Consider the following 14,951-nt stretch of genomic DNA (forward strand, 5'->3'; position numbering starts at 1 on the left):
CACCCGGACTTTTGTGGTGGGAAGCGGTCTGTCGGGTTTCGGGCACTCAGGCGGCAAAAGCGGACGCTTGTTCATCCAACGGGCAACGGCAGCTACGCGCCCCAATACCGGCCGTTCGCGGAAACCCAGCGCGATCTGAAAAGCAGTCGTTGCGCGCACTCGGATGAGGATCGCCAGAGCTCAGTGCCGGGCAAGGCGGCTGAATGCGACACGAACAAATTTGCGTGAGGGGCAGGATAGCACAAAAAGTCTCTGTTCAGTGTGCAGCGTGATGGCGTCTGCATATAACCGTGTTTGGGCGATGTCTTTTACCAGAAGAAATGTAGCGCGAGTGGTGCTACCCGGCTATGATCTGACTAATGAGTTACTTTGCAGATCATTATGCAGACCTCCGTTTTCCTGTTGCGGCCCGCGGGACGGCTCCGGCATCTGGTTTTCGCGAAGCGCAGCGGGGCGCGCTGTTTGCCATCGCTGCGCACTTTACGCAGCGAACTGATCCCGCGATCGTCACTATGCCTACGGGGTCAGGTAAAACGGCCGTTCTTCAAGCCTGCGCCTACATGTTGCGCGCCGAACGGGTTCTGGTGCTTACGCCGAGCAGGCTCGTGCGGGAACAGATCGCCGAGGACTTTGCGGCGCTGGGCGTGCTCAAGCGGCTGACCGCGCTCTCGGGGGAAGTCGAACCGCCCAAGGTCATGGCGACGGCGAAGCGGGTAACGAACGCAGCGGACTGGGATGGGATGCGTGCGTTCGACGTGGTCGTCGCGACCGTTCAGAGCGTCAGTCCGCATTTGGCCGAGGTGCCTGCGCCGCCCGCCGACCTGTTCGACCTGATCCTAGTCGATGAGGCGCATCACAGCCCGGCCATGACCTGGAAGACGGTGATGGAGGTTTTCGGCGCGGCTCGTCGGGTGCTTTTCACTGCAACTCCGTTTCGTCGCGATGACCGCGAGATCAAAGGCAAGTTCGTCTTCACCTACGATCTCAAGCGTGCCTATGAGGATGGCGTCTTCGGGCATATCGATTATGTCCCGGTGACGGTCGAGCCCGGCGATGCAACCCGCGACGTGGAGGACCGGGCGATCGCTAGGTCAGCTGAAGCGAAGCTGCGCGCTGATCGCGCGGCGGGCTTTGATCATCTGCTCATGGTGCGGACTGACAGTCGCGTGCGCGCTCGTGAGCTCGAACGCATTTACGCTGACAACACCGACCTCAAGCTGCAGCTCGTGACGGGCGACCATTCGCTCGGACACGTGCGGCGGGTCCTGGCGCGCCTAGCCGCCAACGACCTGGACGGGATCATCTGCGTGAACATGCTCGGAGAGGGGTTCGATCTGCCTCGCCTGAAGATCGCGGCGGTGCATGCGCCACACCGATCGCTCGCGGTGACCCTCCAGTTCATCGGCCGCTTTGCGCGAACTACCGGCGCGCGACTGGGTGACGCAACCTTCCTCGCGCGGATGTCGGCGATCGAGGTCGAGGCGCGTCAGCTCTACGCTGCCGGTGCCGTCTGGGCGGAGATCATTCCCAACCTCAGCGAAGCGCGCATCCGGCGGGAGGTGGATGCCCGCGAGATGCTGGAGACCTTCGACACGGTCGAGGCGATGCCCGATCTGGCCGATCTCTCGCTCTACAGTCTGTCGCCCTACGCGCACGTGAAAATCTTCCGGCTGCGGGAACCGCTCGATTTAAACGTCGCGCCTGTTTTTGCGGATCGGGAGATTGTCTTTTCTTGGATCAGTGCGCCCCAGAGCGCGAGCGTCTTCGTCACGCGCAAGCAGAGCGGCGTGCGCTGGGCCTCGGACGATCGCCTGCTCGACGTCCGCTACGACGTCTTCATCTTCTACTATGACGAAGCGGCGAAGCTGCTGTTTGTGTGCGCGTCGCAGCGCGCGGACGGCTTCTATCGCAAGATTGTGCGCAGCATGATCGATTACGATCCTCGCATCCTGCCGCTGAGCTACATCAATCGTGCTCTCAAGGAACTCGGCGATCCGCGGTTCTTCCAAGTCGGAATGAAGAAACGCCAGGCGGCCAGCCTCGCCGAATCCTACCGTATCATGGCCGGATCGCATGCCGACGAGGCGATCCGCGCCGAGGACGCCCGGCTGTATGATCGCGGCCATTGTTTCGGTAGCGCCCAAGATGGCGACAAGCGCGTCACGATCGGACTAAGCAGCGCATCAAAGATCTGGAGCAACGCGACCCTCAGCCTACCGGAATTGCTCGGGTGGTGCCGCAAGCTCGCTCGAAAGATTCACGACAAGAAGGCTGCGCTCACCGGCAGCAAGTTAGACATGCTGCTGACCGGGACCACCGTCCGAAAGATTCCCGCGCGTGCGCTGTATGCGACCTGGGCCAACGCGATCTTTCTCGAGCCCCCGCTGGCGTTGTTCTCGGCGGGCGCCGACGATTTCACGATGCCGCTGACCGACCTCAGTCTCGACATCGCACATTCCGACGAGGATTCGATCCAGCTCAGGCTGGCCAGCGACTTCGCCGAGACGTTGGTCGATTTCCGCCTGTCCGCGGACGAGGCACTTTTCTCCTACGTGGAAGGCACACCACCGGTGCGCCTGTCTTGGCCGGGCCACGAAGTCGATGTCGTTGATTATCTCAATGACGAGCCGGTCGGCTTCATGCTCGACGACTGGTCTCGGCTCGACGGCGAGGAACATTTTCCCGCACCCGAAGGGGGGTTTGAGCTCTTTAAGGACGATCTCGTCGATACGCTGGATTGGGTGGCGGCCGGCGTCGACATCACGCTCGAGTATGTCGCCGGCGCCGATCTGCCTATGTCGATCCAAGGACATTTGGCATCCGCTCTCAACAGCGATGAATTCGACGTCGTCTATTGGGATCACGGCAGCGGCGAGACCGCCGATTTCGTCACGTTCAAGTCGCGCGCCGACGGCGGCGTCGATGTCCGCTTTTACCATTGCAAGGGCGCCTCGGGCGCCGCGCCTGGAAACCGCGTCAGCGACGTGTACGAGGTCTGTGGTCAGGCAGTTAAGGGCTACATCTGGTGCGACCTGCGGCGGCTGGTGAAGCGGCTGCTCGGCCGGTTCAGTCGCAGGACGGGAATGGCCACCTTCATTCGCGGAAACGAGGCAGATCTCAAGGCGCTGGCGTCGGCACGGCCGGTTACCTTCCAAATGGTGGTGGTACAGCCCGGACTTGCGCTCGGCGCGATCGAACCGAAGATTGCCGAGGTTCTGGGTGCCGCGAACTCCCATCTCGACGCGTCGGGGCTTTTGCCGATGCGGTTGCTCGGCTCCCCCAAGCAGGACCCAAGATCATGACTGCCCGTTCCCGGCGTAGCAGTGCTGAAGAACCTTCGGCTCAAGCGCGTCTATCAATTCTGCTCGGGCGACCATGAGCTGGGGATCGCCCGGGCACGTCAGTAGACATTCATCAGAAATGGCCATTGTCCGGACGGCAACGCGCGAAATGGACTTCGCGCAACTGGCAAAGCTCATCTGCCGATCGTCATGAGCAGATCGTCGAGCTTGCCATATAGTTCGTCAGTCGGATCACCACCGTCATCCAATCTAAGGAGCATGGAACAGAATTCGTCGAGGCTGACCGCGAGGATCAGTTTGCCCTGTTCACGCAGCGAACCCCGAATTGCCTTCATGGCGCTCTCGCTGACGCCGTTTCGCGCCACCACGAGCGCGACCGACCGCAGAGCCGGCACGAACAGATACTTCTCGGTCGTGTAAATCTGCTCCTGACTGATGGCGTCGGTATAGTTCTTGAATTCGAAGACGACGTAGCGGGTGCGGAAGTCGCTCGCCAGCGTCGACCAGAACGGATTCTCGGTCGCGACGAGCCGGCCGATCAGGTCCATTCGGTGGAACCCGGCATCGACTTGATTCTGCGGACGCCAACCCGCGAAGTCGTTGCCGAACATGAGCTCGAGCGCGCGCTGGCACACCTTCTCGAATGCGCTCGCGTCCGTCTTGCCGGCGGCAAGGGAACGCAGCTCTTTGACGATAACCGCGCCCGCGGCGGGATCGGGCGATGCGACGTCGTCGCCCTCGAGCAGATCCGCCATGGCCGTGACCGCGCCGCGCCCGGCTTCCTCTGGAGGGCGTTCAGCACCGACCTGGAGGATCTTGAGCAGGTCTGCGAGGTCGGTGGCCAGGCTGGGGAAGTTGCGGGTTTGCCGAACCAGCTCGTCGAGGTCCCACACCACCACGCCCGGCGGCAGGTCATTAAGGTACCGCCTGTCGATCGGCTGCGTGAAGATGACAATGCCTTGGGCCGCCCCAGACGCCTGCATCATCCTAGCCATCTGCAGCAGGGCGTTGTGCACAGCCCGCTCCGCGATACGCTTGGAGCGGTGCAACTTAAGCTCCACCAGAGTCATGGCTTCGTCGTCGCCCTGCCGGACGGCGAGGTCGGCGCGCCTATTCGGAGATCCCTCGTCGACGACGATTAAGTTCTTGGCCGAAAACAACTCGGTCAGGAACCGGATGAAGAGTTGCTCCGTCCCCATGGCGTTCAGCCGATCGATCTCAAGGTCCTTCATTCGTCCCATTCGGGCCTTCCAGATTTCAGTGGGCGTCGAGCGACGAAGGCACCCGACCTTCTTTCTTCGTCGGCAACCTCAACCGATGGTTATGTCGACATGCTTGCCCGTGCTCGATGCTGAAGTCGAGCAAGGCGCCGCCCTTTTCCACCGGACAGGCCTTGCCGGGGTCCTTGATCCAATCGGCGTCCGATTGGAAGAAGCGGGCCCGAGGTGAGCTCGTGGATCCGCTGCGAGGTCTTAGGCACCGGGAAGTCTTTCCACCCGACGCGTCCTGCGAGGGTTTCGTCGGTCGGACCGAAGGCCACCAGGTTCAATGCGTCCATCCTCACCAGCTGCGCCGCGCGGGTTGCGTTTAGACTGCCATGGTGACCCACATTGTGAACACGGTCGTCGTGCTGACGAGAATGGGCTTTGCGTTGTTAGGCTCAGAACGCCGGCATTTCGAAGCCATCCGTATCGCAACGATGGGTCACCGCCGAGAACGTCCGCTTTACGCGATGCGCTCGTGAAAACCTGCATATCCGCTCCCGGCCCAGTGCCTGCCGAGCCGTGTCGCCTGAATGGACGTCCGCTTTCGAGAAGCGGTTGAACCGCTGTGAGCGTCCGCACCTGGGTCGGGGCCGCCGCAACAGCGTAGAGCCGTTCGAAACACATTCTCCTCTATAAGGCGGCGTGTGACGGTGCCGACCTTACAAGTTTCATGGGCGGCGCGCCTTCGATCATTGTGCAGCTTGCGAAGTCAGGCGTGAACTCGACGGTGACACCAAGTCCCTCTGATCTGAAGCGCGTTGGGGACAGGGCGATCAGGCGTTCGGCCATAGTCCCGCCGGCAAGCCTGGCGAACAATCCCTCGGATCGGGCTTCGAGATCCACCTTGAGCCCGCCTCCCTCGAAGTGACCAGCCGCCTTGGACAGTTCGGCAAGCGACAGCTCCTTTTCCTCGGTGGCGGGTGCGGCGATATCCGACCAGCCATAATCGGTCGCGATCGCGCGGACGACCTCACCCATCAGCCGGTGACCATCGCCCCCATTGGTCAGCGCGACGATCCCGTCCCCCTTGCCGATATAGGAGACCATGAAGGACTCATATCCGGCATTTACCCCGTCATGCATGAAGCGTGGCGCTCCTTGCGGATATACGGCTACCCCCAGTCCCCAATTGTCCTTGACCGGCGTCATCATCAGGCGGGTCATGGCCGGTGACAGGCGGTGCCCTCCTTTGCCTGCTGCCGACGCCTGGAGGTCGATCAATAGGCGGGCGAGATCGGTGGCTGTCGTCCATAGGCCCGCCGGGGCAAGTTCGGGGTAGACCAGATAGCCGCTGGGCATGGGCTTGCCCTGTGCGGAGCCGAACGCCGCATTGGCCAGGATTGCCGGCGATGGAGGCATGGTGAAGGCGCTCCGCGTCATGCCGAGCGGCTCTAGAACCTCGCGTCGGCCGAGATCGGCGAAGGCCGTGTCGCTCACATCAGATAGAGCAACCTGCGTTACGACATAGCCGCCGCCTGAATATTCGAACTGGCTGCCCACGGGTAATATGCTGCGCACGGGTGGTGTGTTCGCGGGCGACACGCCGTCCAGTATCTGAACGGGCGTGGGGAGCGGTGCGCCGGGCTGGTACCCGCCGAAGCCATGTACCCCTAGGCCGGCCGTGTGGCTGAGCAGTTCACGCAAGGTGATGCCGCTTGGCGCCAGCGTCGCGTCTTTCGGCACTTGCCAGGAACGAAGCGCCTCGTTGATGTTCTGGTCGAGCTTGATCCTACCCTGCTCGACCAAACGGAGCGCCGTCACCGCCGTCACGACCTTGCTGATCGATGCGGCCTGGAAGGCGGTATCCGGCGTCACGGGCTTGCAACTCGCCAGATCACGAACGCCCCAGCCTCGCGCCCAGACGATCTTTCCATCGTGGATTACGGCGACGCTGATCCCCGGCACATCGTACTGCCGCATCCGGTCGGCGAGGCTGAATGGCCGAGCATCAGACTTGATAACCGGCGGTAGCAAATGACCTTCGACATAGCGGGTGTGGATGTTGTCGGTGCCACCCGCAGCCGACGGGGGCATGGCGCAATTACCGACCTGGCCACTAGCGGGAGCGGCGGCGAGCGCCGCCACAGCCGCCGCACCGAACAAATAGCATTTTCCTGGTCGCTGCATTGCGTGCTTCCTCTCGATGCCTGTGTATTCCACCCTGTCCATGGGTTGGCGGGGATCGCTTCACTGCTACTCAGGTCCGCGTGTGCAACGGCAAGGCGGCCTGGCGACCAGACCTCTTCATATGGCCGCCTGATCGGCCTTCGAAGGTTGCGGTAGTTCGGCGTGCCAGCGCCCCAGTGTCGCGACGATCGCCAGTTCAAGGAGCAGGATCGCACCCTGGCGCAGCGCCTGACCGACATCACAATCAAGCAAGCTGATCATGATGGTGATGGTGACCGCGGCAGCCAGGCTCATCGCACCGGCTGCTTGGACACGCGCCCAGTCGCGATCGAGCAGCGTCCACGCGAGCCGCAGATGCGCCCCGCCGAGAAGCAGCGAAACCGCCGCTATCAACGGTGTCAGCCCCTGATAGGCGCTGGTCATAAGGTAGCCTTGGGGGCTGTTAGGCACCGCGAAGTCGCCAACGCTTAGCATGACGGGGAAACCCTGTAAGAGGCCGACAACCTGAAACGCGCCCATCGGCACGATTAGCCCTAGAGCGAGTGCATGGATCGTAAGGCTGAACCGGCCTTCGTCGTGCGTCGGCATCCGACCCAAAGATGCGACGAGGCAACCGAAGGCAAATCGTAGGCCGGCTCCCTCGGCAATCGCTTCCTCCAGCTCGGATTGCATGGCGATGCCCCAGCCTTGGTCTCTGCTTCTCATGCCGAGTGTGGCGAGCGTCAGGATGGCGCGGGAAATCGCCGCCCTCATGCCAGCGCCTCCCGCATGCCCGATCCGTTGTTCGTAGTGGTCGTGCCATTGGCCAGGGCGACGCCTGCGGCCGTCAATCGATAAGCGTGGCGAGCTGGCCGTCCCGGGCGTGTGGGTTCGCACCATTGCGCCTCGACCAAGGCCTGCTCCGCCATCCGCATAAGCAAAGGATAAAGCGTCCCGGACTGGAGCCCTGTCTGCTTCATCAGGTCATAGCCGTGACACCACTCGTGGCTATGCGCCGACAACGCTTCCAACAGGAGCCGCATCTGTCGTGAAGGTTGTCGAGCGCGAACCATGACCGAATGTCACATATGTAGACTTAGCCGTCAATGGGTACTTGCTAAGCCAAGCCGCCATGAGGCCGACAATCCATAAGGCGCTCTAGTCCAAGCGATGACATCGCGTTTTACAGATGACGTGAGGCTTGAGAACCTATGCGGCTTCCCAGTTCTGGATCCCTTTCAAGCACGCTGACGGCGTGCAGGGGGGGCATTTGCCTGCTTGGATCGGCGCACTTGCTGAAATGAACGAATGGCCGAAGGTGGGGAGCACGCAATGAGCCCCGAATGGCCGGAACTGGGTCGTTGCGGCAGTAGGGTAGGGCGGCTGCTTACGCCCAATTGCGGGCGCTGGCAGATCGACGTAACCTACGACCATGATTGAGAGGCTTTGGCATTTAGAGGGTTCCGTGGCCGTTCAAACCGGCTGCAACACCGAACATGTCCTCGACAGTCTCGAAGACATCCTCAGGCGGCAACATAAACGTAAGATCGCCCGATCAGAGCTCGGTCTCAGCTTCGACGATCCACTTTGGGTAAATTTCTTTGTTCCAAACTGGTTAGCAATGGTAATATACGATCGCGGGCAGTTTTGGATAGGGCCGGGTGCGAAGGGCTTGCGCCTTTACTACAGCCTGAGAAGCCTCCACGGGTTTGTTTTCTGCCTTGTTGGATCAGTGGTGTTCTGCGCTGCTGGCTGGCAGGCTGGGGGTGTTCTCAGTGGGTTGGGTCTCGCCACGGTGGCATTTGTGTGGCTTTATGGAATGAACGTTCTGTTCGCTTTAGCACGAGTTCCTGGGCTAATCAGGCAAGCTGCACGCCACGAATGAATGCCCGCCCCCTCCCAGCCCTTGGATGTTCCGCTTACGCCCAGTTGCAGACATTCGCACGGCTATAACAGCAGCAACTTGACGATGCCTGCACCGGCCAAAAGTACCAACGCGCATCCCCACCACGGAATGGGGATACCGTCGTCATATTCTCCGCGTTCGACATACAGGCGCACGTCTTGCCTCTGACGTGTGCCGTATACGTCGTCGCGACAGCGAATGTCCGCATCATCAAGATAGCGGTGCACAGCCTCGGGTGTGGCGTCGATTGGGAGTTCCCGCTGAAGCTCGCTCGCTAACCGTTCCACTTCAAGCCAATCGGTAGGCTCGCGTTCTTCGACAGCCAGGATTACCGCCAAGCGGCGCCGCAACTCGTCCATTTCCATCCGCACAGACTATTGGAGCAGGCGCTTGGCGCAATGGCAGCTAACCACCAATCTCCGCCGTTCCGAGTGGCCGAGCGGCTCGCTCAAGCAGCCGATCCGCTTATATGAACGAGCGGCAGCTTTCGGGAAGCGAGAAAGCACGTGCGAACGACCGCTTCTGGGTCTCATCGGCCACGGCGCGGCTGACCGTCGCCTGGCTCATTTCGGCCGCACCCGGGGGCCAGCGCTCTCCCAAAACGTGGTCGTTGGGACGCTCGCCACTTTCCCATTTCTCCGTCTCCATCCAGCCGTTTTGGGAAAGTGCATTCGGGAACAGATTTTGGGAAAGCGGGCGCGTCGAACGGCTGTGGTTGCGATCGGCGCGGCGGGATTCCCGTCATTGGTTCCCAATCGGGAACGACACCGCCGGCTATTGCTCAGTCGGCTCGATTCCGAAGTTGACGTTGAGCGCCAGCGCTCCGGCCCTCGTGATAGAGATCATCCGCGAGCGATCTGTGCGTCGCATCCAGCCCTGTTCGATGCACGCATTCAGGAGGGCCGCACCGACCGTCCCGGCTATGTGCGGGCGGCGTTCGCTCCAATCGAGGCAGGGGCGGCAAAACAGCCTGCGCGCGGTCGTGCGGTTCAAGGCGGTATCCACGTCAACGCCGATCGACCGGAGGAACATGATACCCTCGGCCGACAGCTCCCCACCGTCAGCCAGATCGGTGATGTAGCCTCGCTCACCCATGCGATCGGCGACAGCCACAGCGATGCTGTCAGCAAGATGGTCGTAGCAGGAGCGGGCGCGCCGCATTGCGACATCGCGAGGACCTGTCCTGACCTTGCGGCTTGCCAGGTTCGCGGGTTCGGCCGCGACCGCCATGATGCTTTCGATCATGGTGGCGACGGTCGTCGAGGCGAGCCGATGATACCGATGGCGCCCCTGCCGTTCGACAGCCAGCAGCCCGGCCTCCGTCATCCGCCCTAAGTGACTGCTCGCCGTCTGGGGGGTGATCCCAGCAACGTCGGCCAGCTCGGTCGCCGTCAGCGCGCGCCCGTCCATCAGCGCTACCAGCATCGCGCTTCGGGCAGGATCGCCGATGAGGGCGGCGATTTCAGCAATTCCGGTTGTGGTCAGCATCTATCTCTCACCCGAAGCGGGTTTCGTTGCAGATGTCCTCGCATATGTGGCTTCCGTAACGGTTCGATCCCGGTCGAAGCATCGTCCAAAGCCCGCGATCTATGAAGGCCCGGTCACAGCAACATCGGAAGGCCATTCATGATTACGTGTTTCATCCGCTATGAAATCGACCCCTTTCGTGTCGATGCGTTCGAGGAATATGCCCGCAACTGGGGGCAGGCAATCCCGCGTTGCGGGGCCGATCTGATCGGCTATTTCGCCCCTCATGAGGGGTCGGCGACCACGGCCTATGGCCTTTACAACATCGAAAACCTCGCCGCGTACGAGGCTTACTGTGCGCGACTGCGCGATGATCCCCTTGGCCGAAGCAACTACGAGTTCGCGAAGCGGGAACGCTTCATTCTACATGAGGATCGGATGTTCCTCCGGCTTGCCTCGACGCCCCATGCGCCACTGATGAAACCATGATCGCCGTCATCTTCGAAGTCGATTTGGCCGAGGGGCGGACGGATCAGTACCTTGCGCTCGCCGCTGCATTGCGCGGCGAGCTGGAAACGATCGACGGCTTCCTGTCGGTCGAGCGCTTTCAAAGCATGTCCGCGCCAAACAGGATGGTGTCGCTCTCGTTCTTTCGAGATGAGCAGGCCGTTCAACAGTGGCGAAACACGTCCGCACACCGTGCCACGCAGGCGCAGGGGCGAGCAGGCATTTTCACGAACTATCGGCTGCGGGTCGCCAGCATCGTCCGCGATTACGGGATGCTCGATCGTATCGAGGCTCCAGCAGACTGCCTAGCTGTTCATTCGATGTAGGACAGTCGCCCCACACTGAAACACGTCTACCCTTCCCATTTCCCCTGCCAGGGGAGGTTTCGGGAAGCCTAGCGGCTTCCCGCTCAACCATGGCATTTCGGGATTCCAGCGGAAGCTCGTGAGCGCAAAGCGGCTCCGGCGTTCAGTCTGAAACGCTGTGTAGCGTGATATTAGGCGCGGACGCTGCGCTTTACGCAGAATGAAACTGTTGCTTCCATCAATGTCACCGCGAAGTTCTGGATAGGTTCCGCATCCGGTGTTCTGGCGGCTATGGCGGCTCGTGTGTGCATTGCGCTTGCACTCTGCGTCATAGCCGGCGTGGAACTGCGCAGCGGTCAACTCACGCGGCTGCTTGCCCCCCCAGCTTGAGCCGGCCGCGGGTTATGCGCTGTCCCCAGCAGGCTCCAAGCCGCTAGCCAAAGTTCGAGCTATCGTCGATACCTCGCTGCATCCGTCCATTGTCCACTATCATCCGTCGCACGAAATTGAAGTGTGGCAAGTATAAGCGTTCGCCTGTGGTGACGCCGTCCATGGTCGAGTCCTATCGAGAAGCTCATGGTCGAGTGCGTCGAACGCGGCATCGAGCAGCTCCACGATGGTGCGCTCCTCGCTGTCTTGGCCAAGCGCTTCGGTCGCTAGTCGGATGGCGCCAATCGCGACGATGGCGACGAGGCGAAGACCGGTTTGTCGCGCCGGGTCGGGCCAGCGCTCGCTCAACGCCGTCAGCAACGTGCGCTCGTGCTCGACATAGCTTGCCTGCTTGCGTGCCTGCACGGCGGGGCTCGCCTTCATCAGCCGGTCGATCTTCACCATGTCGTCGGCCGGCACCTCGGCGCAGGTCGCGATCACCGCAGCACGGATCAGCTCCAACGGGGATTTCGTGCCGTCACCGTGCCGGACCCGCTCGGCGATCAGCGCGCCCATGCCTTGCTGAAGCGAGAGGAGAATGTCGTCTTTCGACGGAAAATAATGGAAGAATGAACGACGCGAAATGCCGGCGGCCGCCGCAATCTCGTCGACCGTCGTCGCGTCAATGCCCTTGTCGATGAACAGGCACATGCCCGCGTCGACGATCCGCCGCAGCGTCTCCGCTCGCTTGCGCTCGCGTAGACCGGCGATTGGCCCAGCATCTTTCTTCACCGACGGCATCATTTCGCGCTTGATTATTGCACTTAGTGCAAGATATCACTTGCACTAAGTGCAGCAATAGCAGGCGCGGCGACAATGCGAAAGTGGACGCTGGCAGATATGCCACGACAAGACGGGCGAAATGCGGTGGTGACGGGCACGGGCGGGCTCGGCCTCGAGGTGGCTCGCGCACTGGCACGTGCCGGCGCCGGCGTGGTGATCGCCGGGCGCGATGCACGCAAAGGAGCCGGCGCGGTGTCGCACATCCTGTCGGATGTCGCGTCAGCCACGGTGCACTTCGAGCCGCTCGATCTCGCCTCGCTCCGCTCGGTCGCGCAATTCGCTGAACGCCTCGGTGAGCGGCAGCAGCGCGTCGACATTCTGGTCAACAACGCCGGCGTCATGGTCCCGCCCGAGCGGCGCGAGACGGCGGACGGGTTCGAGCTACAGTTTGGTACCAACCATCTCGGACATTTCGCCCTTACCGGGCAGCTGTTGCCGCTGCTGCGCGCCGCGGAGCATGCACGAGTCGTGTCGGTGTCGAGCGTCGCGGCGCGTGCGGGATCGACCGACTGGGACGACTGGAATGCACGGGCCGGTTACGCGCCAATGCCGGTCTATGCCCGCTCCAAGATCGCGTGCCTGATGTTCGCGCTGGAGCTCGAACGGCGCAGTGTCGCCGCCGGCTGGCCAATCAGCAGCATTGCCGCTCACCCCGGCGTGGCGCGGACCGAGTTGCTGCATAACGGCCCCGGCCGTGGCAGCGCTCACAGCATCGCGCGCACGCTGCTGCCGTTCCTGTTCCAGCCCGCCGCCCAAGGCGCGCTGCCGTTGCTGTTTGCGGCAACCGCATCGGACGCTCAGGCGGGCGGCTATTATGGCCCCGATCGGCTGGGCGAGACGCGCGGTCATCCCGCGCCAGCGAAGGTGCCGCCACAGGCGCTCGATCAGCACGCGGCCGAGCAGCTTTGGACCCTGTCGCAGGACGCGACCGGCGTGCGGTTCTGAGTGGAGAGGACACGGATCATGGCGAGATACCTGCCCCTTGCTGCTTTCGGCTGGCTGACACTTACCGGAACTGCGCATTTCGTGATCGACGTGGTCAGTCAGCATATCCGCGGCAAGCACGTCCCCGGATCGGAAACGACGCTATATTACGAATTCCATTCGGCCTTCGCGCTCGGACAGGTGCTGTTCGGCCTGATGTGTCTGTGGGCGACGCGGCGCCAGCCCGACCTGCTGCGTGATCCGATGGTGGCAACGCTCGCATTTGGCGGTGCCGCGGCGTGGCTGGCACTGACCTTCTTCGCGATGGAATATCGCGAACCACGCATCAATGCGGGCATCTTCATCGCCTTGCTGTTGGCAGCCACCGTGGCGGTACGCGCCCGCGCCTGACGCAGCGCGACGTGCAACGAGGTCATTCGAACAGGAGAACCATTATGAGCGTAGCGAGCAAGGTCGTGGCTATCACAGGTGCGAGCAGCGGCATCGGACGCGCGACCGCGCTGCTGTTGGCCGAGCAAGGCGCCATCGTCATTCTGGGAGCAAGGAGGGATGAGGCGTTGGCGCTGATCGCCAACGAGATCGTGCGCGGCGGTGGCCGAGCGTCGTATCACATCACCGATGTCCGCCGTCGCGGTGATCTCGAAGCCCTTGTCGCGCATGCGCTCAGCATCGGCGGACGGCTGGACGTCATCGTCAACTGCGCCGGCATCGGGCCGATCTCGCGCTTCGATGCGCTCGATGTCGACGCGTGGGACGCGATGATCGACGTGAACCTGCGCGGCACCCTTTACGGCATCGCCGCGGCGCTGCCGGTGTTCCGCCGGCAGAACAGCGGGCACGTGATCAACGTCATCTCGACGGCGGGGCTGCGCCTCGTGCCGACGATGGGTGTTTATGCCGCCACGAAGAACGCCGTCCGCACCGCAACGGAGGTGCTCCGGCAGGAGGCTGGTCCGAACCTGCGCGTGACCGAGATTTCCCCCGGCATGATCGCGACGGGATTCGCCGACGGCATCACCGATGAGGCCACCCGCGCAGCCACGAACAGTCAAACCGGCGGCATCGCGATCCCACCGGAGGCGATCGCCCGTGGCATCCTCTACGCCATCGAGCAGCCACCCGAGGTCGACGTCGGCAGCATCGTCATTCGCCCGACCGCGCAGGGGTGACCTATTTGCTGCGGCACCTCGTCAGCATTTGCCTGGGTCAGGTCGGAGCTTACGGCCTTGCGGCGATAATCAGGTGATTCCCTCTGCCGACAGCCGGCGTTCTTTCGGAAATGAGATAGTAACGATGCAATCTCGCGTGTGCCTGACGATGTCGCTCGCTCTGGTTTTGCTCAGTGTTCCTGCTGCGGGCAAACCCGGCGATGGTCCCCGCTATATCAAGCCCCCGTCGTCCGTACTGCGTCCGGTCGACCGGACGTTCGACGGCGTGATCGATGTCCACGTCGATGCGACCGATGTGCAACGGCGCATCTTCTCGGTCCGCCAGCGTATCCCGATCGGCAAGGACGGCCGGATGACGCTCCTCTATCCGCGTTGGGAAGCGGCCAGCCATGGCCCCAGCCTGAGCGTCACCGACCTTGCCGGACTTGCCGTCGAAGCCGCAGGCCGCCCTCTGCCGTGGCGTCGCGACCCCTACGAACCGCATGCCTTTCATGTCGACGTGCCACCCGGCACATCGGTGATCGAGGTGCGGTTCCAGATGGTCGCCGGCGATACGTTGCTATCGCCCGACGTCGTGTCGGTGCCGTGGCAACGGCTGATCCTATACCCCGCAGGCTGGTACGCGCGAAACATCGGCGTGACCCCTACCCTGACCTTGCCGAGCGCTATGCGCGCTTTCACGACGCTAAAGGTCGAGCGTTCCGAGAGTGCGACGATCCGTTTCGCTCGCACGACGCTGGACACGCTCCTAGGGTCCAAACCCAATC

15 protein-coding genes are annotated in these 14,951 nt (G+C 62.4%); 8 read left to right on the forward strand and 7 right to left on the reverse strand.

Translation table 11 applies throughout. The features are described 5' to 3' along the window. Positions 1–359 precede the first annotated feature (359 nt). Positions 360–3,302: a DEAD/DEAH box helicase gene (locus SB4_RS04610; protein ID WP_082669962.1), complete on the forward strand. Its 2,943-nt coding sequence runs from the start codon at positions 360–362 to the stop codon at positions 3,300–3,302. Positions 3,303–3,475: 173 nt separating this feature from the next. Here the strand turns inward: SB4_RS04610 and SB4_RS04620 are convergent, their stop codons facing one another. The 4 genes from SB4_RS04620 to SB4_RS04635 all read right to left on the reverse strand — a co-directional run bounded on the left by SB4_RS04620 (position 3,476) and on the right by SB4_RS04635 (position 7,746). Further along, positions 3,476–4,534 (reverse strand): hypothetical protein, encoded by a 1,059-nt coding sequence (locus SB4_RS04620; RefSeq protein WP_058751613.1) that lies wholly within the window; start codon positions 4,532–4,534, stop codon positions 3,476–3,478. A 663-nt stretch (positions 4,535–5,197) separates the two neighbouring features. After that, positions 5,198–6,736 (reverse strand): serine hydrolase domain-containing protein, encoded by a 1,539-nt coding sequence (locus SB4_RS04625; RefSeq protein ID WP_082669963.1) that lies wholly within the window; start codon positions 6,734–6,736, stop codon positions 5,198–5,200. A gap of 75 nt (positions 6,737–6,811) precedes the next feature. Beyond that, positions 6,812–7,447 carry a hypothetical protein gene (locus SB4_RS04630; protein WP_058751615.1) on the reverse strand — a complete coding sequence of 212 codons (636 nt, stop codon included), beginning with the start codon at positions 7,445–7,447 and terminating at the stop codon, positions 6,812–6,814. Further along, entirely contained in the window at positions 7,444–7,746 is a 303-nt protein-coding gene (locus tag SB4_RS04635) for a PadR family transcriptional regulator (protein WP_338112937.1), read from the reverse strand. Before SB4_RS04635 ends, SB4_RS04630 begins: the two co-directional genes overlap by 4 nt. A 392-nt stretch (positions 7,747–8,138) precedes the next feature. Between SB4_RS04635 and SB4_RS19470 the strand changes: the two genes are divergently transcribed. After that, positions 8,139–8,558, forward strand: a complete 420-nt coding sequence (locus SB4_RS19470) for a hypothetical protein (protein ID WP_193753736.1) — start codon at positions 8,139–8,141, stop codon at positions 8,556–8,558. A 62-nt stretch (positions 8,559–8,620) separates the two neighbouring features. On the opposite strand, the gene SB4_RS04640 is transcribed toward SB4_RS19470, so the two are convergent. Both SB4_RS04640 and SB4_RS04650 read right to left on the reverse strand, forming a co-directional pair. Continuing rightward, a complete protein-coding gene (locus SB4_RS04640) occupies positions 8,621–8,938 on the reverse strand; it encodes a hypothetical protein (protein WP_153003118.1) in 318 nt (105 codons plus the stop codon). Between the two features lie 415 nt (positions 8,939–9,353). Continuing rightward, positions 9,354–10,067 (reverse strand): ArsR/SmtB family transcription factor, encoded by a 714-nt coding sequence (locus SB4_RS04650; RefSeq protein WP_058751618.1) that lies wholly within the window; start codon positions 10,065–10,067, stop codon positions 9,354–9,356. 138 nt (positions 10,068–10,205) lie between these two features. Here SB4_RS04650 and SB4_RS04655 point away from each other — a divergent pair, with 138 nt between their 5' ends. Then, a complete protein-coding gene (locus SB4_RS04655) occupies positions 10,206–10,535 on the forward strand; it encodes an NIPSNAP family protein (RefSeq protein WP_058751619.1) in 330 nt (109 codons plus the stop codon). After that, positions 10,532–10,879, forward strand: a complete 348-nt coding sequence (locus tag SB4_RS04660) for an antibiotic biosynthesis monooxygenase family protein (protein WP_058751620.1) — start codon at positions 10,532–10,534, stop codon at positions 10,877–10,879. Before SB4_RS04655 ends, SB4_RS04660 begins: the two co-directional genes overlap by 4 nt. A 468-nt stretch (positions 10,880–11,347) precedes the next feature. Here the strand turns inward: SB4_RS04660 and SB4_RS04665 are convergent, their stop codons facing one another. After that, on the reverse strand, positions 11,348–12,031 hold the full coding sequence (locus tag SB4_RS04665; protein ID WP_058751621.1) for a TetR/AcrR family transcriptional regulator: 684 nt from the start codon (positions 12,029–12,031) through the stop codon (positions 11,348–11,350). Between the two features lie 72 nt (positions 12,032–12,103). On the opposite strand from SB4_RS04665, the gene SB4_RS04670 reads away from it, so the two are divergent. The 4 genes from SB4_RS04670 to SB4_RS04685 all read left to right on the forward strand — a co-directional run. Further along, positions 12,104–13,015, forward strand: a complete 912-nt coding sequence (locus SB4_RS04670) for an SDR family oxidoreductase (RefSeq protein WP_058751622.1) — start codon at positions 12,104–12,106, stop codon at positions 13,013–13,015. A gap of 18 nt (positions 13,016–13,033) precedes the next feature. Then, the gene (locus tag SB4_RS04675) at positions 13,034–13,405 is read left to right on the forward strand and encodes a hypothetical protein (RefSeq protein ID WP_058751623.1); all 372 of its coding nucleotides are present in this window, start codon (positions 13,034–13,036) and stop codon (positions 13,403–13,405) included. A gap of 44 nt (positions 13,406–13,449) precedes the next feature. After that, positions 13,450–14,184 carry an SDR family oxidoreductase gene (locus tag SB4_RS04680; RefSeq protein WP_058751624.1) on the forward strand — a complete coding sequence of 245 codons (735 nt, stop codon included), beginning with the start codon at positions 13,450–13,452 and terminating at the stop codon, positions 14,182–14,184. A 124-nt stretch (positions 14,185–14,308) separates the two neighbouring features. Further along, positions 14,309–14,951: M61 family metallopeptidase (locus SB4_RS04685; RefSeq protein WP_478212452.1), on the forward strand; the 643-nt coding region annotated here is incomplete at its 3' end.

This window comes from Sphingomonas sanguinis, from assembly GCF_001476905.1.
Taxonomy (GTDB): Bacteria; Pseudomonadota; Alphaproteobacteria; order Sphingomonadales; family Sphingomonadaceae; genus Sphingomonas; species Sphingomonas sanguinis_B.